The 23248-nt window shown below is 67.9% G+C and carries 20 protein-coding genes and 1 riboswitch; of the genes, 15 read left to right on the top strand and 5 right to left on the bottom strand.

Features of this window, described 5'->3' with window-relative positions:
• Nucleotides 1-36: 36 nt before the first annotated feature.
• Nucleotides 37-246: riboswitch (cyclic di-AMP (ydaO/yuaA leader) on the top strand.
• Nucleotides 247-248: 2 nt separating this feature from the next.
• Nucleotides 249-1064: a C40 family peptidase gene (locus tag FDK12_RS03150; RefSeq protein ID WP_137368147.1), complete on the top strand. Its 816-nt coding sequence runs from the start codon at nt 249-251 to the stop codon at nt 1062-1064.
• Nucleotides 1065-1153: 89 nt separating this feature from the next.
• Here the strand turns inward: FDK12_RS03150 and FDK12_RS03155 are convergent, their stop codons facing one another.
• The 3 genes from FDK12_RS03155 to FDK12_RS03165 are packed head-to-tail and all read right to left on the bottom strand — an operon-like array spanning nt 1154 to nt 5774.
• Nucleotides 1154-2122: an NAD-dependent epimerase/dehydratase family protein gene (locus FDK12_RS03155; RefSeq protein WP_137368297.1), complete on the bottom strand. Its 969-nt coding sequence runs from the start codon at nt 2120-2122 to the stop codon at nt 1154-1156.
• Nucleotides 2119-4755 carry an alpha/beta fold hydrolase gene (locus FDK12_RS03160; RefSeq protein ID WP_137368148.1) on the bottom strand — a complete coding sequence of 879 codons (2637 nt, stop codon included), beginning with the start codon at nt 4753-4755 and terminating at the stop codon, nt 2119-2121. The genes FDK12_RS03155 and FDK12_RS03160 overlap by 4 nt, the downstream gene beginning before the upstream one ends.
• Nucleotides 4749-5774, bottom strand: coding sequence for a 3-oxoacyl-ACP synthase III (locus tag FDK12_RS03165; protein WP_137368149.1), 1026 nt, complete (start codon nt 5772-5774; stop codon nt 4749-4751). Before FDK12_RS03165 ends, FDK12_RS03160 begins: the two co-directional genes overlap by 7 nt.
• A gap of 251 nt (nt 5775-6025) precedes the next feature.
• Between FDK12_RS03165 and FDK12_RS03170 the strand changes: the two genes are divergently transcribed.
• Nucleotides 6026-9799, top strand: a complete 3774-nt coding sequence (locus FDK12_RS03170) for an AAA family ATPase (protein WP_137368150.1) — start codon at nt 6026-6028, stop codon at nt 9797-9799.
• Here FDK12_RS03170 and FDK12_RS03175 read toward each other — a convergent pair.
• Nucleotides 9796-11169: an MFS transporter gene (locus FDK12_RS03175; protein ID WP_137368151.1), complete on the bottom strand. Its 1374-nt coding sequence runs from the start codon at nt 11167-11169 to the stop codon at nt 9796-9798. The genes FDK12_RS03170 and FDK12_RS03175 overlap by 4 nt on opposite strands.
• 64 nt (nt 11170-11233) lie before the next feature.
• Here FDK12_RS03175 and ftsY point away from each other — a divergent pair, with 64 nt between their 5' ends.
• The 3 genes from ftsY (at nt 11234) to FDK12_RS03190 (ending at nt 14334) form a co-directional block, all read left to right on the top strand.
• Nucleotides 11234-12427 (top strand): signal recognition particle-docking protein FtsY, encoded by a 1194-nt coding sequence (gene ftsY, locus FDK12_RS03180; RefSeq protein WP_137368152.1) that lies wholly within the window; start codon nt 11234-11236, stop codon nt 12425-12427.
• Nucleotides 12428-12631: 204 nt separating this feature from the next.
• Nucleotides 12632-13999 (top strand): ammonium transporter, encoded by a 1368-nt coding sequence (locus tag FDK12_RS03185; protein ID WP_104118492.1) that lies wholly within the window; start codon nt 12632-12634, stop codon nt 13997-13999.
• A complete protein-coding gene (locus FDK12_RS03190; protein WP_055773303.1) occupies nt 13996-14334 on the top strand; it encodes a P-II family nitrogen regulator in 339 nt (112 codons plus the stop codon). Before FDK12_RS03185 ends, FDK12_RS03190 begins: the two co-directional genes overlap by 4 nt.
• A 147-nt stretch (nt 14335-14481) precedes the next feature.
• Here FDK12_RS03190 and FDK12_RS03195 read toward each other — a convergent pair whose 3' ends face one another.
• A complete protein-coding gene (locus FDK12_RS03195; RefSeq protein WP_137368298.1) occupies nt 14482-15897 on the bottom strand; it encodes a glucose-6-phosphate dehydrogenase in 1416 nt (471 codons plus the stop codon).
• 243 nt (nt 15898-16140) lie between these two features.
• On the opposite strand from FDK12_RS03195, the gene ffh reads away from it, so the two are divergent.
• From ffh to lepB, 10 genes are all read left to right on the top strand, one after another.
• Nucleotides 16141-17727 (top strand): signal recognition particle protein, encoded by a 1587-nt coding sequence (gene ffh / locus FDK12_RS03200; protein ID WP_104118494.1) that lies wholly within the window; start codon nt 16141-16143, stop codon nt 17725-17727.
• A gap of 41 nt (nt 17728-17768) precedes the next feature.
• Complete coding sequence (locus FDK12_RS03205) at nt 17769-18476, top strand: alpha/beta fold hydrolase (RefSeq protein WP_137368299.1); 708 nt, start codon at nt 17769-17771, stop codon at nt 18474-18476.
• A 6-nt stretch (nt 18477-18482) separates the two neighbouring features.
• Entirely contained in the window at nt 18483-18614 is a 132-nt protein-coding gene (locus FDK12_RS15335; RefSeq protein ID WP_262983245.1) for a hypothetical protein, read from the top strand.
• 57 nt (nt 18615-18671) lie between these two features.
• Nucleotides 18672-19571, top strand: coding sequence for a VOC family protein (locus tag FDK12_RS03210; protein ID WP_137368153.1), 900 nt, complete (start codon nt 18672-18674; stop codon nt 19569-19571).
• A gap of 154 nt (nt 19572-19725) precedes the next feature.
• On the top strand, nt 19726-20130 hold the full coding sequence (gene rpsP / locus FDK12_RS03215; protein ID WP_137368154.1) for a 30S ribosomal protein S16: 405 nt from the start codon (nt 19726-19728) through the stop codon (nt 20128-20130).
• Nucleotide 20131: 1 nt separating this feature from the next.
• On the top strand, nt 20132-20377 hold the full coding sequence (locus FDK12_RS03220; RefSeq protein WP_137368155.1) for an RNA-binding protein: 246 nt from the start codon (nt 20132-20134) through the stop codon (nt 20375-20377).
• Nucleotides 20378-20543: 166 nt separating this feature from the next.
• Complete coding sequence (gene rimM / locus FDK12_RS03225; protein ID WP_137368156.1) at nt 20544-21116, top strand: ribosome maturation factor RimM; 573 nt, start codon at nt 20544-20546, stop codon at nt 21114-21116.
• A complete protein-coding gene (trmD, locus tag FDK12_RS03230; RefSeq protein ID WP_137368157.1) occupies nt 21116-21907 on the top strand; it encodes a tRNA (guanosine(37)-N1)-methyltransferase TrmD in 792 nt (263 codons plus the stop codon). The genes rimM and trmD overlap by 1 nt, the downstream gene beginning before the upstream one ends.
• 213 nt (nt 21908-22120) lie before the next feature.
• Complete coding sequence (gene rplS / locus FDK12_RS03235; RefSeq protein ID WP_087075993.1) at nt 22121-22480, top strand: 50S ribosomal protein L19; 360 nt, start codon at nt 22121-22123, stop codon at nt 22478-22480.
• Nucleotides 22481-22489: 9 nt separating this feature from the next.
• On the top strand, nt 22490-23173 hold the full coding sequence (gene lepB / locus FDK12_RS03240; RefSeq protein ID WP_223263047.1) for a signal peptidase I: 684 nt from the start codon (nt 22490-22492) through the stop codon (nt 23171-23173).
• The last annotated feature ends 75 nt before the right edge of the window (nt 23174-23248 follow it).

Here is a 23248-nt window from a genome sequence, read left to right on the forward strand (position 1 = left end):
TTGAGGGCGCGCTCGTTCCACAACGGAAGGGCGCCCACCCTCACTCTGCCTAACCCTGTCGATGAGGATGGACCGTTCGCACACCACGTTCGACAGGGGCGGGGGAACCGATAGCGGGCTCGTTCCACGAGTCCTAGGGGTAAAGACGCGCGTAGACCAGCTTTGGGGCGGTGGTCTGCAGGCAAGGCGTCCGGATGTCCCATCCGAACCCGACAGCTAACTTCGCAGGCATTGGGAAAGGCAACAGCATGTCCAAGAAGAGCCATATCGCGCGCCACCGGGCAGTCCCCACGCGCGTCAACCCCCTCGTCACGGCGTCGCGTGCCGTCACGGCAACCGCGTCCGTCGCAGGCAAGCCCGCCGGCGTCGTCGCCGTCGCTTCGGGCATCATGTTCGGCGCAGCGCTCCCGGCGAATGCCGCAGCAGGCGAGGTCAGCCTCGAATCCGTGAGTACCCAGCAGGCAGCGGTCAGCACGACTGCGACGGCCAGCTACACGGTGCAGGCGGGCGACACGCTGGGAAGCATCGCAGCGGCCCACGGCCTGAGCCTCGAAGCGCTGTTCACGGCCAACGGGCTTGGGTACAGCTCCATCATCTACCCCGGCCAGTCCATCTCACTCGGTGGTTCCGCTGCTCCGCAGCAGTACTCGGTGCAGTCGGCAGCCGTCGTTGCTCCCGCAACTGCAGGAAACTCCACGGGCCTCAGCACGCAGTCCGCAGCGTCGAGGGGACCCGTCAGCGGTATCGTCGCGACTGCGCTGCAGGGCGAAGGTTCGGGATACGTCTACGGCGGTACCTCCTACGGTGCCTGGGACTGCTCGGGCTTCGTGCAGTGGGTCTACGCCCAGCACGGCATCAACCTGCCCCGCACCACGTGGTCGCAGTTCGCCTCCCTGAGGCCCACCAGCAACCCGCAGCCGGGTGACCTCGTGAGCCAGAACGGCGGCGGCCACGTCGGTATCTACCTCGGTAACGGTCAGATGATCAGTGCGCTGAACCCTTCGCAGGGCACGCAGATCCACTCCGTCAACGTCATGGCGGTCGACGGGTACTACACCCGCTAATCGCCCTCGGCGACGACACAGCGAAAGGACGGGATGCATTGCATCCCGTCCTTTCGCGTGTGTGCGCGCTTCTTGCGTGAAAGGGCGATTCAGCGCCGGTAGTGCGCAGCGAGGCGGTGGAAGCCCTCGTCGATACTGACGGTCGGCTGCCAGTCGAGCAGAGCGCGTGTCCGCCGCTGGTCGAACCAGTGGGCCGTGGAGAGCTGCTCGGCGAGGAACCGGGTCATGGGAGGCTCGTCCGCGCGTCCCATGCGGAGCCAGGTCCGCTCGATCACGGCTCCGGCGCCCCGAGCAAGCCCTCCCGGAACCGACCATCGGGGCGGCTCGACGCCGCCGGCGACGCATATCCCCTGCAGCAGCTCTGCGATGGGGCGCGGTTCGCCGTTGGTCACGACGAGCGACTGCCCCTGCGTCGCGTCGATCCGGCGCAGGCAGGCGACGATGGCGGACGCGGCGTTGTCGACGTAGGTGGTGTCGATCAGGGCGGTGCCACCGCCGAGCAACGGCAGGCGCCCGTGCCTCGCACGGTCGACCACGCGTTCCACCAGCTGTGTGTCGCCCGGTCCCCACACGATGTGAGGACGCAGGGCCGCGACCCTGAACCGGCTCGAGGAGCGGCTGAGGGCCAGCAGCTCCGCAGTGGCCTTGGTCCTCGCGTAGTCGCCGCGTGCTCGGATGGGATCGGCCGGTCCCGCCGAAGCGCCGACGAGGGACGTCCCCGTGTGCGCCACTGACGGTGAGGAGATGTACACGACGTCGGTCACGCCCGCCTGCTGCGCCGCGTCGACCAGGAGCCTCGTCCCCTCGACATTGGTGCGGTCGAAGCCGGACGCTGCCCCGGTGAAGGAGACCTTTGCCGCCAGGTGGACCACAGCGCTGCAGCCCCGGACCGCCGTACCGACGGCGGACTGGTCCTCGATCGAGCCGAGGATGTCGTGGGCACCGGCGACGCCGGACGGCCGGCGCTGGAAGCATCGGACGTCGTCGCCGTCGGCCACGAGTTGCTCGGCGACGGCCCGCCCGAGCATGCCGCTGGCCCCGGTGACGAGGACGGTCACAGCGATCCGGCCCGCGTACCGGAGAGGAATCTGCTGCTCCATTGGGCGACCCGGGCGCGATCGATCTTGGCGTTGTGACGGATGTCCACGGGAAGCGCGGGAACAGCGATGACCGCGGCGAGTTCGACACCACGTTCGCGGGCGGACGAGCGGGCCTCGGCCGCGAGCTGGGCGTCAGCGAGCTGTGGACGCCGCACCGCTGCCGTCGCCTCGACGACGGCGACGACGGCCTGCGTGCCGCCGGGCCCGACGCCGACGGCCGCAGCGAGGCGGACTCCCTCGAGCAGCTCCAGTGCCTGCTCGAGCCCGACGGGCGTCACGACGCCGGAAGCCGCCGTGATGACGTGGCCGAGCCTGCCCTCGACCCACAGTCGGCCATCGGCGTCGAAGTGTCCGACGTCTCCGGTGCGATGCCACGGGCGCGTGCGCGCCGAGTCCTGCTGGGTCTTCCACAGCCGGAAGTAGCGGTCCTTCACGTGCGGTGCGTCGACGAGTATCTCGCCCGTCACTCCGGGTGCTGCCGTCACGTCGCCCGTTGCCGCGCCAGTTGTGTCGAGCGGGCTCACCGCGACGCGAGCACGGTGGACGGGATGCCCGACACACACGCCGTTGCCTGCTCCGTCGACCCCTGCCGCTGCAGCGCGCGCGGCGGCCCTGATGCCGTCGAGGTCGATGTCGGCGACGAGAAGCGATTCCGTCATCCCGTAGGGCGTGTGCAGTGCCGCCGCCGGGACGAGGCCCTGCACGGCCTCGAGAAGGGGAACGGGGATGGGCGCGCCTGCCGAGAGCAGCAGGGAGATCCTGTGCAGGGCCTCCCTGCCCTTCGCGCTCAGGTCGCCCGAGCTGGCCAGGACATTCCGGAGGGCGGCAGGAGAGGCGAACACGACGCTAGCGCCGATGGCGCCCGCCGCATCGGCGAGAGCCTGGGCCGTCAGGGTCCGCGGCGCAGTGACATCCATGTCGGGGGTCACCGACGTCGCACCGAGGGCAGGACCGAGCAGGGCGAACGGCGCGAAACCTGCAACAAGTGCGGTGCCCGGGCCCAGACCGAGGGTGGACTCGACGGCGTCGCGCATCGCTGCGAGCCGGCGGTGCGTGTAGACGACGCCCTTCGCCGGTCCGGTGGAGCCGGAGGTGAAGAGGATTGCCGCATCGGCGTCAGCGGCCGGTACCGGCGAATCCGCCAGGACGTCCGGCAGGGCAGTTGCGGCGCGGAGATCGTTCAGCGACGCGTCCACACGCAGCACCCTCCGTCTGGCCGCCGAGAGCGGAGTGGCGCTGATGCGGCGCCCCGGCCAACCGAAGGCTCGGGCGGCACCGAGGGCGCGCTCGATGCCGATGACGACGTCGGGTGCCGAGCCCCGAACCGCTCGGCTCAACCCGCGGGTGCCGAGGCCGGCATCTGCGACGACGATGACGGCACCGATCCGGAGGCACGCGTAGATCAGGACGGTGAGGTCCACTCCGGGCGGAACGAGCAGACTCACCCTCGTGCCGGAACCGTAGCCGAGGGCTTCGAGGCCTGCGGCGACGGCGGCGACGTCGTCGGCGAGTTCCCGCCAGGTCAGTGTCCGCGGCGGGCCGGAGGAGGACATCTCGGCGACCGCGGTCACCGCTCCCTCGGGCCCGGCTGCCAGTTCGTCGATGCGGCGGCCGAGCGGAACGTACGGGACCTCGTCGGGGGAGGATCCGTGGTCGGTGTGGTCCGCTGCATCTCCGACACTCCGGGTGGCGAGCCACTCCATGGCAGTCGAAGCGGTATCGGCATCCTCCTGCACGAGGTGGCCCGCGTGTTCGAAACGGTGGACGTCGGCGTGCGGCATCCGGCGGGCGAGGTCCTCGAGGTATGGGTCCGAGAAGATCGGATCGTGGGGGCCCCACATCATGAGGGTGGGCACGCGGAGGCTGCGGATGCCGGTGGCCGTCGCGGTCAGGGCGGCGTAGCTGGGGTGCGAATCGTCGACGGGGATGTCCGAGACGAAGTTGGCGATGCCCTGCCGGTCCGAGGCGCTGCGGTAGGGGTCCCTGAAGGCACGCCTCACGTCCCTGTCCAGAGAGGGACGGGCGAGGGCGAGAGTCACATCCAGGAAGGCTCTGGTGGTCCTGGTGCCCATCCCGTGCACGCCCGGCGCCAGTGCGAGCCTCAGCGGTGCCGGGATCGGGCGGTCCGGGTCCTGATGGATGGCCGTGTTCGTCAGGATGACGCCCGCCAAGTGCTCCCGGTTCCGGTTCGCGTAGCCGAGGCTGACGACGCCTCCCCAGTCGTGCCCCACCGTGACCACGGAGCCGCTGAGACCGATGGCACGGACGAAGTCCTCGAGGTCGGTGATGCGGTCCGCCAGGCGCCGGAACGCTCCGGTGCGGGCGGAGTAGCCCATGTCGAGCTGGTCCACCGCGATGACGCGCCATCCGGCCGCGGTCCCGGCCGCCAGGTAACTGCGCCACAGGTAGGACCAGGTCGGATTCCCGTGGACGCACAGGAGCGTCCCCCTGGCGTCGTCGTCGCCGCCGAGGCCGAGCCGGTTGTCGAGGTAGTGCCAGCGGTGACTGGTACCAGGAGCATCCGATCCGCTGGTCGAGGGCACGTCGATGTACGTCGACCACGAAGGATCGACGCCGGGGAGTGCTACCACGCAATCTCCATCATCGACGTGTTCAGGCCTGATCCGACGCCGAGGCACAGCACCCGGTCTCCCGGAGCCAGGGACTGCGACTCCTGGGCGAGGGTCATGGGCAGTGATGCGGGCCCCACGTTGCCCCAGTGCGGGAAGGTGATGGGCACCTTCTCACGCTCGAGGTCGACGGCCTTGATGATGGCGTTGGTGTAGCTGTTCGAGACCTGGTGCGTCACGTAGCGGTCCATCGCGTTCCACGACCAGCCGTCGGCCTGGGCCTCGTGCCAGGCGGTGACCACGAGTTCCAGGCCCCCGTCGAGCAAGCCCTTCGTATCGGTGTACATGCCGTCGATGCCGCCCACGCACAGCTCGTGGTGCTGGGTGCCGGCCCTGGAGACACCGCCCAGGATGCGGTGCGAGCCGGGGTGGAGGTCCGCCGGGCCGATGACTGCTGCTGCAGCACCGGAACCCAACGTGAGCGTCGCGAACTCGCTGAGGAAGTCCTCGCGCGTCGAGTCCTCGCGATTGAGGCGCTTGAACGTGGCCTCCTGCGTACGCTGCGCATCCTCGCCCGCAACGATGAGGGCGTATTTGATCTGCCCGGAATCGATCATGTTGGCGGCGAGCGTCATGCCGTTCACGAAGCCGAGGCAGGCGTTCGCCAGGTCGAAGTTCATCGCCGACGTGGGAAGACCCAGGGAGTGGTGGATCTTGACGGCCACTGAGGGCTCGAGGTTGCGCCGGGTCACGGACGTGTTGATGAGGAGTCCGACGTCGTCGGGCTCGATACCGGCCTCCGCCATGGCCTTCGCGCCGGCCTCAATAGCGGCGTCGTCGAAGTCGGATCCGGGCGACCACCATCGTCGCTCGGTCACGCCGGCCACGCGCTCGAGAAGGCGCTTGGAGAGGCGAAGCCTCTTCAGGCTGGGGGCCAGCCGTTCGTCGAACTCTGCGGAACTGACGACTACCGGCGCCTCCACACTCGTGACGGCGAGCAAAGCCGTGTTGTCATGTCGAAACGTCGCGTTACCGGTCAAATTCCCTGCCTCGTCAACTGGTCAGCGCCGGTGGGTGGCCGTGAAGGACCCACTGATGGATCGGCCTGGACGCCTCTGGATGCTGCTTGATACTTCGTGCTACCGCTGAAACTTTTGTAAGCCTACTTCTTAACGCGCAGCCCGGTCACTCGGGAATCCTGGCGTTCGCCGTCTTGCATGCCTCATGCCCTGCACGGTCGGTGCGTTCCAGTAGATTGGGGAGGTCCCGTCCACCTGGAGATCCTGACACTGTGCATCTGAAGAGTCTAACCGTGCGAGGGTTCAAGTCTTTCGCCTCGGCGACCACCTTCGACTTCGAACCCGGCGTCACCGCCGTCGTCGGTCCCAACGGTTCCGGCAAGTCCAACGTCGTCGACGCGCTGGCCTGGGTGATGGGCGAGCAGGGAGCCAAGACCCTGCGGGGCGGCAAGATGGAGGACGTCATCTTCGCCGGCACCTCGGGACGGGCACCACTCGGGCGGGCGCAGGTGTCGCTCACCATCGACAATTCGGACGGCGCGCTCCCGATCGAATACACCGAGGTCACCATCTCCCGCACGCTCTTCCGAGCGGGCGGCTCCGAGTACGCCATCAACGGCAAGAACTGCAGGCTGCTCGACATCCAGGAACTCCTCTCCGACTCGGGGCTGGGCCGGGAGATGCACGTCATCGTCGGCCAGGGACAGCTCGACAAGGTGCTGCATGCCACACCGGAGGACCGTCGCGGATTCATCGAGGAGGCCGCCGGGATCCTCAAGCACCGCCGTCGCCGTGAGAAGACCGTCCGCAAGCTGGACGCCATGCAGGCGAACCTTGCCCGGCTCTCGGACCTCACCGCCGAGCTTCGACGCCAGCTGACGCCGCTCGGGAAGCAGGCCGAGGTGGCGCGGCGCGCCCAGCAGGTGCAGTTCACCGTCCGTGACGCCCGCTCCCGCCTGCTCGCGGACGAGCTGGTGACGCTGCGGTCGAGTTTCGAACGCGACATTGCCGCCGAAGCCGCACTGCAGGCGCGCCGGGACGAGGTCGAGAGGGCGCTCGGTACGGGTCGGCAGCGCCAGGCCGAGCTCGAGCAGGCAGCGGCGGCCTCGGTTCCGGCACTCCAGCGCGCGAGGGACACGTGGTACGCCCTGTCCAGTGCGCGCGAGAAGCTCGCCGCGCTCGCTGCGCGGGCCGAGGACCGCGGCCACCTGCTCGGGCAGGGCGGTACCGAGCCGGACCAGGGGCGCGATCCCGACCACCTCGACCGACAGGCGGCTCGCGTCCGGACCGAGGTCGAAGGCCTACGGGACGAGGTCGCGTCCCTCGGGCGCGCACTCGAGGTGACACTCGACGGGCGCCGGGCGGCGGAGGAGGCATCGAGGGAAGAGGAGGCGAGATTGGCGCGCCTGCTCCGGCTGGCCGCCGATCGACGGGAGGGTGAGGCGCGCGTCGCCGGGACGGTGGGAGCGGCACGGTCACGGGTCGAGGCGGCCGTTGCCGAGCTGGGCCGGCTGCGTGCGTCGATAGCAGCCGCGGAGGAGCGGCGCCGGACAGCCGAGCACGAATTCACCGCACTGGAGATCCAGGTTGCCGGTCATGAGGAGGGCGAGGAGGGCCTCGACGCCGAGTTCGAGGAGGCCTCCGCCGTCCTCCTGTCACTCGACGCGGAACTGGCCGGACTCGTCGAGGAGGAGCGGACAGCCGAGCGTGAGCGTGGTGCCCTCGCAGCCCGCCTCGAGGCCCAGCGCGAGGGCCTGCAGCAGCGTGACGGCTCAGGGGTGCTCCTCGCAGCAGGGCTCGACGGTGTCTCGCAGCCGCTGGCCCAGCTCCTGCAGGTCGCTCCGGGATTCGAGAAGGCAGTGGCCGCAGCACTGTCCACTGCTGCCGACGCCGTCACCGTCGAGAGCGTAGCCGCCGCGGTTCAGGCCCTGGAACTGCTGAAGGCCGAGGATGCGGGGCAAGTGTCCCTCGTCGTCGCTCCGGTACATGACGGCAGCTCGGGGGAGAGGGCGCTGTCACCGGTGTCGCCGGTGTCGCCGGTGTCGACGTCGCCCGTCGCCGATGCCGCTGGAGCCAGGCCGGTCCTCTCGGTGGTGACAGTGCCGACGGCCCTTCAGCCCGCCGTCGAGGACCTGCTGGGCGGCATCGTCGTCGTCGCCGATCTTGCGGAGGCCCGCAGGGTCGTCGGCGATGGCGGTGCTGACGGCGGCGCTGACGGCGTTGCTGACGGCGGTGAGGATGGTGCTGGCGGTACTGGTGGCGCTGATGACGCGGGGGCCCTCGGTGGTGACGACGGCGGTGCCCGCCGTGGTGCATCGCTCGTGGCAGTGACGCGCGACGGCGACGTGCTGTCCCGGTATGCAGCCCGTGGCGGGACCCCTGGTGCTGCGGGCTACCTCGAGCTGCGCGCAGCTGCCGAGGAGACGGAAACGAAACTGGCCGACGTCTCGGCGGCGATCGAGCGCTTGCGCTTCCGCCTGTCCGGAGCGAGGACCGCGCGGCAGGCGGCGCAGCACCGTGTCGACACCGCCCTGGAGCGACTCCACGAGTCCGATGCGCGCATGGCCGCCGTCGCGGAGAAGCTCGGACAACTGAACGCGACCCTGCGGTCCGCTTCGGGTGAGGCCGAACGACTCACCGCCCTCGTCCGGGTGGCCGAAGCGAACCTCGCACAGGAGGAGATCCGGCTGCAGGAGGCCACCCAGCGGTTGCAGGACCTGCAGGAGCAGCCCGTCGAGGGCGAGCCGTCGACCGAACAACGGGATGCGCTTCAACGGGCCGCCGTCGATGCCCGGCAGGCCGAACTGGAGGCGCGCCTGGCCCTGCGTAGCCGGGAAGAACAACTGGCGGCGCTCGAGAACCGGGCGGCGTCCCTCGAGCGCGCTGCCCAGACGGAGCGCCGGGCGCGCGAGCAGGCCGCAGAGAAGGCGAGGATTCGCAGGGCGCAGGCCCTCACGGCGGCCGCCATCGCGAAGGCGGCACGCCGTGCCGAGCAGAGGGCCGCCGAGTCGATCGCGGTGGCGGCCGACGAGCGTGACGCCGCCGAGCGCCTGCGTGAGCACCAGGACAGGGAACTGCAGGAAATCCGCAGGACGACGGCGGATCTCGGCACCGAACTGACGCGGCTGACCGACTCCGCCCACCGCGATGAACTTGCCCGCACCCAGCAGCGACTGAGGATCGAGGCGCTGGAGAACCGCTCGATCGAGGAGCTCGGGCTCACGCCGGACCACCTGGTCGACGAATTCGGTCCACACCTCCCCGTACCGGAGGACGTCGTCACCGGGGACAAGTGGGCAGCCCTGCGGGCACCGGTCGACGACGACGGCAATCCGGTACCCCAGGGCGTCCCGTTCGTGCGCGAGCAGCAGGAGAAGAGACTGAAGCGGGCGGAGCGGGATCTCGCGTCACTCGGCAAAGTGAATCCCCTCGCGCTCGAGGAATTCGCTGCGCTGGAGGAGCGGCACCAGTTCCTCAGCACCCAATTCGCGGACCTGAAAGCCACACGCAAGGATCTGCTCGACATCATCCGCGAGGTCGACGAGCGCGTGGAGCAGGTCTTCACCGCCGCCTACCGGGACATGGCCGAGCAGTTCGAGCGCGTCTTCGGGACGCTCTTCCCGGGCGGTGAGGGCCGCCTGGTCCTCACCGACCCGTCGGACATGCTCACGACGGGGATCGAGGTGGAGGCGAGGCCTGCGGGAAAGAAGATCAAGCGCCTGTCACTGCTGTCGGGCGGTGAGCGATCCCTGACCGCGGTGGCGCTGCTCGTGGCGATCTTCAAAGCCAGGCCCTCGCCGTTCTACGTGATGGACGAGGTGGAAGCTGCGCTGGACGATACCAACCTCGGACGGCTCATCACCATCTTCAGGGAACTGCGGGAATCGAGCCAGCTCATCATCATCACGCACCAGAAACGCACGATGGAGGTCGCCGACGCGCTCTACGGCGTCACGATGCGCGGGGACGGCGTCTCGACCGTCATCAGCCAGCGCCTTGCCGCCGAGGTCGAACAGGTCCTCGACGAGGGCGCCCCGCGCCGCTAGTCCTCCGGAGAGGGAGTGCGCGGCGAGGACGCGTCCTGGTCCGCAGCCGGTGCGCGTCGCTCGTCCTCGTCCGCGTCGGTGCGCGTTCCTGACCCGGGATGGTGTGCCGGAAGGGTTTCCCTCGACATCAGCCACACGACGGCAGCACCCACCGTGAGCGCCCCTGTCACCACGAAGGCGACGTCGTACGCCCCGACGAAGAGCTGGTCGATGATGACACCGGCCACGATCGGACCGAAGATGGCGCCGAGGTCCGAACTCATCTGGAACATCGCCAGGACCTTGCCGCCGCTGCGTCCGTTACCGATGACGTCCGCGACCGCAGCCTGCTGGGCCGGGTTCAGCAGGCCTGTGCCGATTCCGCCGACGACGCAGATCGCCAGGAAGACGACGAGGTTGGCCGAGAAGCCGAGGGCGGCCATGGCTGCGCCGTTCACCAGAAGCCCGCTGATGACCAGGGGCTTCCGTCCCACCGAGTCCGCAAGGCGCCCGGACACCGTCAGGGCGAGGGCCGTCCCGGCGGCGAAGAAGGCGAGTGAGACTCCCGCTATCTCCGGTCCTGCGGCGAGGACGGCGGTTGCGAAGAGGGGAACCAGCGCCATGCGGATTCCGAACGAGGACCATCCGTTCGCGAAGCTCGAGACGAGGGCGGCCCGGTACGCGGAGTCCCTGAAGGCTTCGCGTACAGTCAACGGTGCCTCGCGCCGACCCGCCTGGCGGTCGGCGAGGGTAGTGCCCTTGAGCTGGAAGAAGACGACGGCGGAGGCCGCGAGCAGCGCCGCGGCGTAGACGAGGAACGGCACGCGGAGCCCGAAGCGACCCAGCAGGCCTCCGAGGATCGGGCCGCCGATGCTGCCGAGCAGGAAGGCGGTCGCGTACGCGCCGGACACGCGGCCCCGGAGGGATGGCGGCGCGAGGCGGACGATCAGCCCCATGGCGGAGACGGTGAACATCGTGGAGCCGATGCCACCGAGCCCGCGGAAGACGAGCAATTGCCAATAGTCCGCCGCGAAGGCACAGGCAGCGGTGGAGAGAGCGACGATGAGCAGGCCGATGATGTAGACGGGCCGCTCTCCGAGCTTCTCCACGAGCCGGCCGCCCGCAGGCGCGAACACCAGGCGCGTGAAGGCGAAGGCACTCACGATGACCGACGACGCCGTCACTCCGACGTCGAAGCTCTGGGCGAACTGCGGGAGGATCGGAGCGACGAGACCGAAACCGATGGCGATCACGAAGGCGGCGGCGATGAGCACCCTGATCTCGCGCGGGATGCGCTCGGGTTCCGCAGGGGGAGCGGACTGCGCGGCTGCCTGCCCTCTCCGCACGGGAATCCTGGGGAGGCGCCTGCGCGCGCGAGAGGTTCCGGCCATGGTCCTCGCATTGTGTCACTGCTTGAACCGGATGCTCAATCGGCCCGTGTGAGAAGGTGGATCAGTGAACGACATCCTTCTGCCTGTCATCTTCGTCATCCTCGCGATCGCCGTGGTCGGGTCGCTCGCCGTACTCCTCCTGCGCGGCAGGCGTACTCCTCCGGGCCTCTACTCCTCACCGAGGGATCCCGATGACCAGGTGACCGGGGCCGCCCACGGCGCCACGTCGACCGACGTCCTGGACCGCCCTGACGGAACGACGACCGACGTCCTGGTACCGGACGATCTCAGCGGCCTCGATGAAGCTCCTCCCGCACCGCGATTCGATACCGTCGAACCGGTCCAGGGCAGGCTCGCGAGGTTACGGGCCCGGCTGGTCCGCTCGAACAACGCACTGGGCAAGGGCCTGCTCGCCCTGCTGTCCCGCGACAAGATCGACGAGGACGTGTGGGACGAGGTGGAGGAGACGCTGCTCATGGCGGACCTCGGGACCGAACCCACGATGGAACTCGTGGATGCCCTCCGCGACCGCGTGAAAGTGGCAGGAAGCCGCAATCCGGCGGAGGTGAAGGACATGCTGCGCGAGGAGCTGGTGAAGCTCGTCGATCCCACGATGGACCGCACCCTCGCGACCGCGCGCCACGCCGACCGGCCGGCCATCGTCATGGTGGTCGGTGTCAACGGAGTCGGGAAGACCACCACCGTCGGCAAGTTGGCCCGAGTGCTGGTCGCCGACGACAAGGACGTCCTTCTCGGTGCTGCGGACACGTTCCGCGCGGCTGCGGCCGAACAACTGGCCACCTGGGGCGCCCGCGTCGGGGTTCCCACCGTCAAGTCCGACGTCGACGGCGCGGATCCGGCGTCGGTGGCCTTCGAAGCGGTCAAGGCGGGGATCGAGCAGGAAGTGGACGTCGTCCTCATCGACACGGCTGGTCGGCTCCAGAACAAGGTCGGCCTGATGGACGAGCTCGGCAAGGTCAAGCGTGTCGTCGAGAAGCAGGGCACGGTCGACGAGGTGCTGCTGGTCCTGGATGCGACGACGGGCCAGAACGGGCTCAACCAGGCGCGGGTCTTCGCCGAGGTCGTGAACATCACGGGCATCGTGCTGACCAAGCTGGATGGCACGGCGAAGGGCGGCATCGTGGTCGCGATCCAGCGGAGCCTCGGTGTACCCGTCAAGCTGATCGGACTGGGCGAGGGTGCCGACGATCTCGCTCCCTTCGAAGCGGAGAGTTTCGTGGACGCCCTGCTCAACTAGCAACCCCCACGTGCTAGCCCCGCCAATGTCTCCTGGCAAGGGCGGTGGGGTCGGGAAACCTCCCGGAAACATCGGCGTCATGCGGCTTTTACCTCGGTGAGACTGATGTAACCTCCGTGCAACGAAACGCCCAAAGGACGGAAACACGGCCGCCGCATTCTGGAGGAGCGGGAAGTCCCCGCCCCTTTGGAAGGATCGTGTTTGATGGATCTGACAGCAGGCCACGTCTGGGTGATGATCTCAGCCGCCCTCGTACTTCTCATGACCCCGGGCCTCGCCTTCTTCTACGGCGGGATGACTCGCGCCAAGGCCGCCCTGAACATGATGATGATGAGCTTCATCGCCGTCGGGCTCGTCGGTGTCGTCTGGGTCCTGTGGGGCTATTCGATGACCGGCGGCGACGGCGTCGCACAGCTCTTCGGCAACCCGTTCGCCTCCTTCGGCCTCAGTGGCCTGGTCGGCACCGAGGACCTCATCGGCGCCGGGTACGGAGTGACCTTCGCCATCATCACCGTGGCCCTCATCAGTGGGGCGATCGCGGACCGCGCGAAGTTCGGGGCCTGGACGGTCTTCGTGCCGATCTGGGTCACCCTCGTGTACTGCCCTCTCGCCTACATGGTGTGGGGCGGCGGACTCCTCAGCGCCGAAGGCGCAGTGGGTGGAGCAGTCGGAGAGGCGATCGACTTCGCGGGCGGCACGGTGGTCCACATCAGCGCAGGCGTCGCAGCGCTCGTCCTCGCACTGATCCTCGGCAAGCGCCAGGGCTTCGGCAAGGACCCGGCCCAGCGGCCCCACAACATACCCTTCGTGATGCTCGGAGCAGCCCTCCTGTGGTTCGGCTGGTTCGGATTCAACGGAGGAGCAGCAGGAACGGCCGAGGAAGCCGGCCTCATCTGGGTCAACACCATGGCCGCTCCTGCCGCCGCGATGGTCGGCTGGCTCATGACGGAACGCATCCGTGACGGCCGTCCAACATCCCTCGGCGCAGCCTCGGGCATCGTCGCAGGCCTCGTCGCCATCACTCCCGCGTGTGCCAACGTCAGCCCCGTCGGGGCGATCTGCCTCGGCATCGTGTCCGGAGCACTGTGCGCGCTGGCAGTAGGAATCAAGTACCGCCTCGGGTTCGACGACTCACTCGACGTCGTCGCCGTGCACCTCGTTGCAGGCATCATCGGTACCCTGTCCATCGGGTTCATCATGCTGCCCGTCGACGGTGAGGGTGGCGGGCTCTTCTACGGTGGCGGTGGCGGCCAGCTGGTCGCCCAGATCGTCGCGGCGGTCATCGCGATCGCGCTGTCCGCCGTGATGACCGCGATCATCGGTCTCGCCATCCACAAGACCATGGGCTTCCGAGTCACTCCCGACAACGAGGTCTCCGGCATCGACCTGTCGGAGCACGCCGAGACGGCGTACGAGTTCGGCGGGCTGGGAGTCGGCGGATCGTTCCACCCCTTCGCGGAGCAGATGTTCTCCCACCAGCGAAGCAGCACGCAGGAGAACGACACGGAGAAGACCACCCAGACTGCGGATAAGGCTCCGCAGCAGAACCTCACGGAGGGCATCCATTCATGAAACTCGTGACAGCAATCGTTCGTCCCGACAAGCTCGACGGTGTCCGGGGTGCCCTTGAGAACTACGGTGTGCAGGGGCTCACGGTCAGCCAGGCGAGCGGCTACGGCCGTCAGCGCGGCCACACCGAGGTCTACCGCGGAGCCGAGTACACCGTGGACCTCCTGCAGAAGGCGCGTGTCGAGGTCCTCGTAGCGGACGCCTGGGTCACCGACATCGTCGATGTCCTGGTCTCCACCGCCAATACCGGCCGGGCAGGGGACGGCAAGGTCTGGGTGATCCCGGTCGAGGAAGCAGTCCGGGTCCGCACGGGCGAGCGAGGGGACGCCGCCCTGTAGGAGCAGCCGACGGGCGGTACCAGGTCGGAAGCAGGAAGGGCCATCACGGGATGTGATGGCCCTTCCTCGCTGTCTGCGGTCCTCGGAGGGAGAGCCCTCCGAAGACCGCAGGCCGTGCGCAGGGCCGCTCGAGCAACGGCCGAACGCTCAGTACTGAGCGCGGCCGTGCGAGGAAGGCCAGGAGTCGGGTCCCGTGGACCCTGCAGGGTATTCCTCCAGCGGAACCCTGTTCTCCGACCACGCCTTGAGGACGGGCTCCACGATGCGCCAGCAGTCCTCGGCAGTGTCGCCGCGGACCGAGAGTGTCGGATCACCGGCCAAGACGCCGTCGAGCACTTCTCCGTAGGGCAGGAGGTCCGTCTCGTTCAGATCCGCGCTGAGGGTCGCACGGTCCAGCGAGAAGATGTCGCCCGGGCCGTTGACGTCCAGTTCGAGCTGCAGCGTGTCCGGTCCGAACCCGATGCGGAGCTTCGTCGGGGCGTCCTGACCGGTGAATCCGACGGGCAGGTGGCTGACGGGTTTGAAGGTGATGACAGCCTCCTTGCGCTTCGCGCCGAGCGCCTTGCCGGAGCGGAGGACGAACGGCACGCCGGACCACCGCTCGTTGTTGATGGAGACGGTGACCTCGGCCAGCGTCTCCGTGCCCCTCGCCGCATCGACCCCCGGTTCGGCGGTGTAGTCGGGAATCTGTCGGTCACCGATGCTGCCGGCCGTGTAGCGGGCACGGCGGCTACTTCCCGGCGTGTCGAGATCGACCGTACTGGCCCTGAGGATCGAGCCGATGTGATCCCGCAGGTCCCGTTCATGAAGGGTCGACGGCGCGTTGAGCGCAAGGAGGGCCATGACGTGCAGGAGATGGCTCTGAATCATGTCCCGCAGTGCGCCGGCCCCGTCGTAGTAGCGCGCGCGGTTCTCGAGAGCGAGATCCTCGTCGAAGATCACCTCGACCTTCTCGATGTGCAGATTGTTCCAGACAGGCTCGAGGATGCGGTTGGCGAAGCGGAGGCCCAGGATGTTGAAGACCGTCGCCTTGCCGAGGAAGTGGTCGACGCGGTGGATGTTCTGCTCCGGGACCAGTTTCGAGAGCTTCTCGTTGAGGTCGTGGGCTGAGGCCTGATCGGTGCCGAAGGGTTTCTCCATCACCAGGCGGGTGCTCTTCGGCAGGGAGTTGGTGCCCAGGGCGCTGCAGGCCATCTGGCTGACAGCCGGGGGGAGGGCGAAGTAGAGGGCCACCGGCCCCTCGAGCGTCCTCACCAGATCGGCGAGGCCGTCCTGGGTGACGTCTATCAGGTGGTAGGAACTGTTGTCGCGAACCTGCTGGAGGGACGCGCGGCCGGCGTCGTCCGCTTTCTCCATGGCGGCGGAGAACGCTCCGTCGACGCGCTGGCGCCATTGTTCGTCCGTCCAGTCGTCCGAACCTGCACCCACCAGCTTCAAGCCGTCAGCGCGACCGAGGCGGATGAGCCGCGCGAGTCCGGGGAGCAGCAGCCGCCCGGTGAGGTCACCGGATGCCCCCAGGATGAGCAGGGTCTTCACGCGGGTATCGGCCTCGGCGGGAATCATGTCGTGTTCTGCGAGAGAGGAAGTATCCACCTCTTCACCTTGCCACTTATCCCTGCGTGTGTCCCGCTGTCCAGCATCGCGTCCGGCAATGCGTCGGCTGGCGTGTCGGCTGGTGTGTCGGCTGGTGCGACCACCGGCCCCGCTGACGAGCGGAGGCAGGACCCGGACAGCCCGCGGCGCTGCTCAGTTGGTACCCTTGGGAGTTGAGTCTTCCTATCTCCCGATGAAAGTAGTTCACGGCACGTGTTCAATTCACTCTCCGACCGGCTGACTGCGACCTTCAAGAACCTCCGTGGGAAGGGCCGCCTCACCGAGGCTGACATCGACGCGACGGTGCGTGAGATCCGGCGGGCCCTGCTCGACGCGGATGTGGCCGTGCCCGTCGTGCGTGCGTTCACCGCCGCCGTCAGGGAACGCGCCCTCGGGCTGGAGGTCTCGCAGGCACTGAACCCCGGGCAGCAGATCGTCAAGATCGTCAACGAGGAGCTCGTGGGGATCCTGGGCGGGGAGACCCGACGGCTCCGCCTCGCCAAGAATCCGCCCACGGTCATCATGCTGGCGGGTTTGCAGGGCGCGGGAAAGACGACCCTCGCGGGCAAGCTGTCCAAGTGGCTCAAGGGCCAGGGCCACAGCCCCCTCCTCGTCGCGTGCGACCTCCAGCGTCCGAACGCTGTCCGACAGCTCCAGGTCAACGGCGAGCGTGCCGGCGTCCCCGTCTATGCCCCACACCCGGGCGTCAGTTCGGAGTTCGAGTCCGCCACCGGTGATCCCGTCGCCGTCGCGCGCCAGGGCGTCGCCGAGGCGCGTGCCCGCCTGCACGACGTCGTGATCGTCGACACCGCCGGCCGTCTCGGCGTGGACGCCGAGCTCATGCAGCAGGCGGCCGACATCCGCGCTGCCATCAGCCCTGACGAGGTGCTGTTCGTCATCGACGCGATGATCGGCCAGGACGCTGTCAACACCGCGCTCGCCTTCAACGAGGGCGTCGATTTCACCGGCGTCGTGCTGACGAAGCTCGACGGCGATGCCCGCGGCGGCGCCGCCCTCTCGGTCGCATCCGTGACCGGCAAGCCGGTCATGTTCGCCTCCACGGGCGAGGGGCTGAACGATTTCGAGCTGTTCCACCCCGACCGCATGGCATCGCGCATCCTCGACATGGGCGACATCCTGACCCTGATCGAGCAGGCGGAGAAGTCCTGGGACAAGGACGAAGCGGCCCGGATGGCGAAGAAGTTCGCCGACCAGGAGGATTTCACACTCGACGATTTCCTCGCGCAGATGCAGCAGATCCGCAACATGGGCTCCATGAAGAAGATGCTCATGATGATGCCGGGTGCTGCGAACATGCGGGAACAGCTGGAGAACTTCGACGAGCGTGAGATCGACCGCGTGGAAGCCATCGTCCGCTCCATGACCCCGCACGAGCGCCTGGCACCCAAGATCATCAACGGATCGCGCCGCGCGAGGATCGCCCGCGGTTCCGGCGTGCACGTATCAGAGGTGAACGGCCTGCTGGAGCGCTTCACGCAGGCGCAGAAGATGATGCGGAAGATGGCGTCCGGTGGTGGTATCCCGGGTATGCCAGGCATGGCAGGGCCCGGCGGTTTCGGCGGTCCGCGGAAGGCCAAGGCTGCAGCGGCGGCCAAGGGCAAGAAGAAGCCGCGGTCGGGTAATCCTGCCAAGGCCGCCCTAGAGGCCCAGGAAGCCGAGGCGCGGCGCGCCGCCGCCCGAACCGCGGCGCCGACGGGAGCTGCGTTCGGGGGCCAGCAGGACTTCGATCCCGCCGCGATGAACCTGCCCAAGGGCTTCGAGAAGTTCCTCGGGAAGTAACGGGAGTCATGCCCGTCCCCCGTTCGAGGAGCGGCTCGGTGCTGAGCGCCGAGCGGGTCGTCTTCGTCCACGGCAGCGGCGAGTTCGGCGCGGCCGCATGGCCGAGGCAGCACGGTCTGTCCCTCGAGTTCGACTGCCTCTACCTGCGTCGCCACGGTTTCTCCGCTGTGGAGGAACCTTCCCCCACCGACCACGTTCGCGATCAGGCGATCATCGCGGAAGCCCTGGGAGCGGGCGGAGATGTCGTCGCCCACTCGCAGGGCGCTGTCCCTGCCATGATGCTCGCAGTCGAACGCCCGGACCTGGTGAGGACGCTCACGCTGATCGAACCTGCGTGCCTCTCCCTGACGGTCGGCCTCCCGGCGACGGCTGCGCACATCGCGCTGATGGCCCCGCTGTTCGATGATCGTGAACTGATGTCCGACGAGGAGTTCCTCCAGACCTTCGTGCGCCGGGTCTTCGCCGCCGACGCTCCCGCGCCGGCGACCACCGATGCCCGCCGCGACGCTGCGAGGTTGCGCCTGCAGGCCCCGCCCTGGGAGGCGCCCCTGTCGATCGTGCCCGGAGTACCGACCCTCGTCCTGACGGGTGGCTGGGAACCGCTCTACGAAGAGGTCGCCGAGTACCTCGCAGGTACCGGCGCGGTGCACCGGGTCGCTCCCGGGGGACACCGTCCGCATGACACCGTGCAAGGAGACGCGCACATCCGGGCCTTCCTGCGCTCTGCCAGCGAGCAAGCAGCAGCCTGACGAGCCATGGCCGCGCCTGGAGCCGGCGCGGGCCGCCGTCGCCTGCAGCCCCAATCCCCGGGGGACCTCGTCTCCCGGGCGTACCTCCCGTCCGGCGTCCTGCATGGAACGCTCGGGGAGCGCGCGGTCGAGGAATAAGTTGAATGTTCAAGCAGTTGTGTGCGTATCCGCTGTTCTTCCTACCCAGGAGCCGACATGTCCGCGCAGGATCTGCTGCCCACCGACACCACCATGGGAACGCTGACACTCAGGGTCGGCGATTTGGCCCTGATGTCCACCTACTACGCCACGGCCCTCGACCTGCAGGTGCTCGAGGATGGCGTGAACGTCGTCGTGCTCGGGCGCCAGGGCGCGGCCGTCATCCGTATGGAGGAGGCCCGGCAGCTGCACCTGCCGCAGCGCGGCGAAGCCGGCCTCTTCCACACGGCTCTCCTCTTCCCGGATCGCGCAGGTCTCGCCGCGGCCGTCGCCTCCGCCGCCCGCCACCCCCTCAGCACCTTCGTGGGAAGTGCCGATCACCTCGTGAGTGAGGCGTTCTACTTCAGCGACCCCGAAGGCAACGGTTTAGAACTGTATTTCGATCGGCCGCGGAACGTATGGAACTGGTCGCAGGACGAGCGCGGAAACCGCACGGTCGTGATGGACAGTCTTCCGCTCGCACCCCGGGATTACATCGACAGGCACCTCACCGAGGACGCCGCGTCGCACGCGGTGTCCCGCAGCGCGTCGGTCGGGCACGTCCACCTGCAGGTCGGTGATGTCGACCTCGCCCAGCGCTTCTACGTCGACGTGCTCGGGTTCGAACGCACGGCAGGCTGGCATGACCAGGCGCTCTTCGTCTCGGCGGGCGGCTACCACCACCACATGGCCATGAATGTCTGGAACAGCAGGGGAGCGGGGCCCCGCAAGGATACCCTCGGGCTCGGCGAGGTCCTCATCCGGGTGCCCGCGGCCGACGAGGTGGCTGCGCTGGCCGACAGGCTCTCCCACGCCGGGATCACAAGCCACCACACCGGGGCCGAACTGCGCTTCGAGGACCCTTGGCGGAACCGTTTGAGAGTCGCGGCAGACGGGCAGGACGGCGGAATCGCCTAAAGTACGGCGGTCTGGCACAATGGATTCGTACTCGATCCGTGCAGCCCCTCTCTCTGTGCGTGAATTGTGTCCTTTGAACCCCTCTGAATGGCCCGCCCCACGGGAGCAGGACGACGGGTTCGCCCCTTTTCATTTACAAGGAGTGACCACACAAGTGGCCGTAAAGATTCGCCTCAAGCGCATGGGCAAGATCCGCGCACCTTTCTACCGTGTCGTCGTCATGGATGCACGCTCCAAGCGTGATGGCCGTGCCCTCGAAGAGATCGGTAAGTACAACCCCACCGAGGAGCCCTCGTTCATCGAGATCAACTCCGAGCGTGCGCAGTACTGGCTCGGCGTCGGTGCACAGCCGACCGAGCAGGTCTCCGTACTGCTGAAGATCACCGGTGACTGGCAGAAGTTCAAGGGACTCAAGGGCCAGGAAGGCACCCTGAGGACCAAGGCAGCCAAGGAGTCGTTCGTCGCACCCGAGAAGGGCTCCGTGATTGTCCCCGAGGCCATCACCCCCAAGGCGAAGAAGAGCGACGACGCCGCGGCGGAAGCCACCGAGGCAGAGTAACTTGCTGGCCGAAGCTCTGGAGCACCTCGTCCGCGGCATCGTGGACAACCCGGATGACGTCCGGGTATCCGTGAAGAACAACCGCCGCGGTGAGACGCTCGAGGTCCGGGTCCATCAGGAGGACCTCGGCCGGGTGATCGGTCGCCAGGGCCGCACGGCGCGTGCCCTGCGTACCGTCGTCGCCGCCCTCGCGGACGGTGAGCCCGTACGGGTCGACGTCGTCGACACCGACCGCCGCCGGGGCTGACCCCGCCCGGAGCTTCACGCCACCATTATTCGATCGGCCCCACCACCAGGACATGGCGGTGGGGCCGATCTCATGTTCCACCCGTGTCGGTACCTCCGACACCGCACGTATGCACGCACGCATCACCGCACGGATCACTGAAGGCACAAGCAGCAGGAGCACCACCATGGAAGTACTCGTTGCGAGGATCGGCAAGCCCCACGGCATCCGGGGCGAGGTGACGGTCCAGCTGTTCACCGACGCACCCGAGGACCGCTTCGAACCGGGCGAGACGTTCCGGGTCGAGGACGCCGCGGTGTCCGCCCTGACCGTCGCGAAGGCGCGATGGAACAAGGACATCCTGATCGTCGGCTTCGAGCAGGTGGCCGACCGCAACCAGGCCGAGACACTGCGCGGTGCACGGCTCTTCATCGACAGCGACACGACGAGCGACGAGGACGACGCCTGGTACGAGCACGAACTCGTGGGGCTCGACGTCCGAGTCGACGGCGAGGCGGTCGGCAAGGTCACCGCACTGCGGACCATGGCCGTGCAGGATCTGCTGGTGGTCGAACTGGCCGATGGACACGAGGCCCTCGTGCCGTTCGTGGGAGCTATCGTGCCCGAGGTGAATGTCGTCGACGGCTTCGTGGTGGTCGTCCCGCCCTCGGGCCTGTTCGATCTCAACACCCCCGGCTCGAACCAGGCGCCCGATGACGGCGACGGCATGACAGCACCCGAGGGCGAGGCACGCCTCTAGTGCGTATCGACGTCGTCTCCATCTTCCCGGAGTACCTCGCCGCACTCGACCTGTCGCTCATCGGCAAGGCGCGGCAGGACGGCGTCCTCGACGTACGCGTCCACGACCTGCGTGCCTTCACCACGGACCGGCATCGGACGGTGGACGACACTCCCTACGGCGGGGGCGCGGGAATGGTCATGAAGGCGGAGCCGTGGGCGCAAGCGCTCGAAGCGGTGCTGGCGGAAGCTCCGGCGGCAGAACGCCCTCCTACCCTGATCGTGCCGTCGCCGGCAGGAGCGGTCTTCAACCAGGCGATGGCGTACGAGCTCGCCGAACTGGACCACCTCGTCTTCGCCTGCGGACGCTACGAGGGTATCGACGAACGCGCAGTCGATTGGGCGCGGACCGCATTCGATGTCCGCCCGGTCTCCCTGGGGGATTACGTCCTGAATGGGGGAGAGGTGGCCGTCCTCGCAATGGTCGAGGCGGTGGGCAGGCTCATTCCGGGAGTGGTCGGCAATCCTGCTTCGCTCGTCGAGGAATCCCATTCCGACGGTCTGCTCGAGTACCCGGTCTACACGAAACCCTCATCGTGGCGGGGTCGCGACGTCCCCGAGGTCCTGCTGAGCGGCAACCACGCCAGGATTGCCCAGTGGCGGCGGCTGGAGCAGTTCCACCGCACCGCAGAGCGACGACCGGACCTGCTCGCGAGCGTCGACACCGGCGAGCTGACGAAGGCCGACCTCAAGGCGTTGCGCGAGACCGGGTTCGACATCGTGGACGGCGTGCTCAGGCGCGTATCGCATTAACGATCGACGTGGTCACTGTGGAATAATCGTAGATTGTGTCCACTGGGCCGGACCCTGCCACAGGGGGCGTCCAGCCAACAGTTCAGCACACCGGCTTCCGAATCATCGGATCAGCCGGGAATCTACTTCGACGGCATTGCCGCGGCCCTGCGCCTCGTCCTTGACCGTCGTGACCCACGTGAGTGACCTGTGGCGTTCACCAGGAGCAGCATCATGCATATTCTCGATTCCGTTGACGCCGGATCCTTCCGCGACAACGTCCCCGACTTCCGCGCTGGCGATACCGTCAACGTCCACGTCAACATCATCGAAGGCAAGAACACCCGTGTTCAGATCTTCAAGGGCTTCGTCGTCGGCCGCCAGGGCGACGGCATCCGCGAGACCTTCACGGTCCGCAAGGTGAGCTTCGGTGTCGGTGTGGAGCGTACGTTCCCGGTCCACAGCCCGGTCCTCGACAAGATCGAAGTTGTCTCCAAGGGCGATGTGCGCCGCGCCAAGCTGTACTACATGCGCGAACTGCGCGGCAAGGCAGCGAAGATCAAGGAGAAGCGCGACCCCAAGACGGTCAAGTAACCTCCTCTGGTGCACGAAACCCCCGCTTCCCGGCTTCCGGTCGGAGAGCACACGAAACGCCGGTCCCGTTCTGCGGGCTGGCGTTTCGTGTTCTCCGCCGTCGTGATCGCAGCCCTCCTCACCGGACTCGTACGAGGCTTTTTCGTCGACGTCTACTACATACCGTCGACGTCCATGGAGCCCCTGCTCACCGAAGGTGACAGGGTGCTCGTGAGTAAATTCGAGGGTGAACCCGGCGGCGTGCGGCGGGGGGACGTCGTCGTGTTCGACGGGCGCGGTTCGTTCGATCCGATCAGTGATGGACGAAGTGTGCCGGAGCGCCTGCTGGCCGGCGCCGGCCAGTGGCTAGGGCTGACGGGCAGTGACACGGTCTACGTCAAGAGGGTGATCGGAGTGGGCGGCGATCGCGTCGCCTGTTGCGCCAAGGACGGACGACTGATGCTCAACGGGAACGCCTTGGATGAGCCGTACGTCTATCCGGGGGACGCCGCGAGCGACCTGGGGTTCGACTCTGTCGTGCCCGAGGGGCGCGTGTGGCTCCTCGGCGATCACCGCTCGGCCTCGATGGATTCACGCTCGTTGCTGGGTGCGCCGGGGGGAGGGCTCATCGCCGAGGATCGGATCATCGGACGAGCCTTTCAGTTAGTCTGGCCACTTGACCGGTTCGCCCCGATCGACCAGCCGGTCGACTGACACGTCCGGCGCAACCGGCGCTCAGCAGTACTCCATTCGGTGGGTGGCCGCCGGTATTACGACCACAGAGGACAT

Origin of the sequence: Arthrobacter sp. NamB2, from assembly GCF_005281365.1 — a bacterium.
Lineage (GTDB): Bacteria > Actinomycetota > Actinomycetes > Actinomycetales > Micrococcaceae > Arthrobacter_D.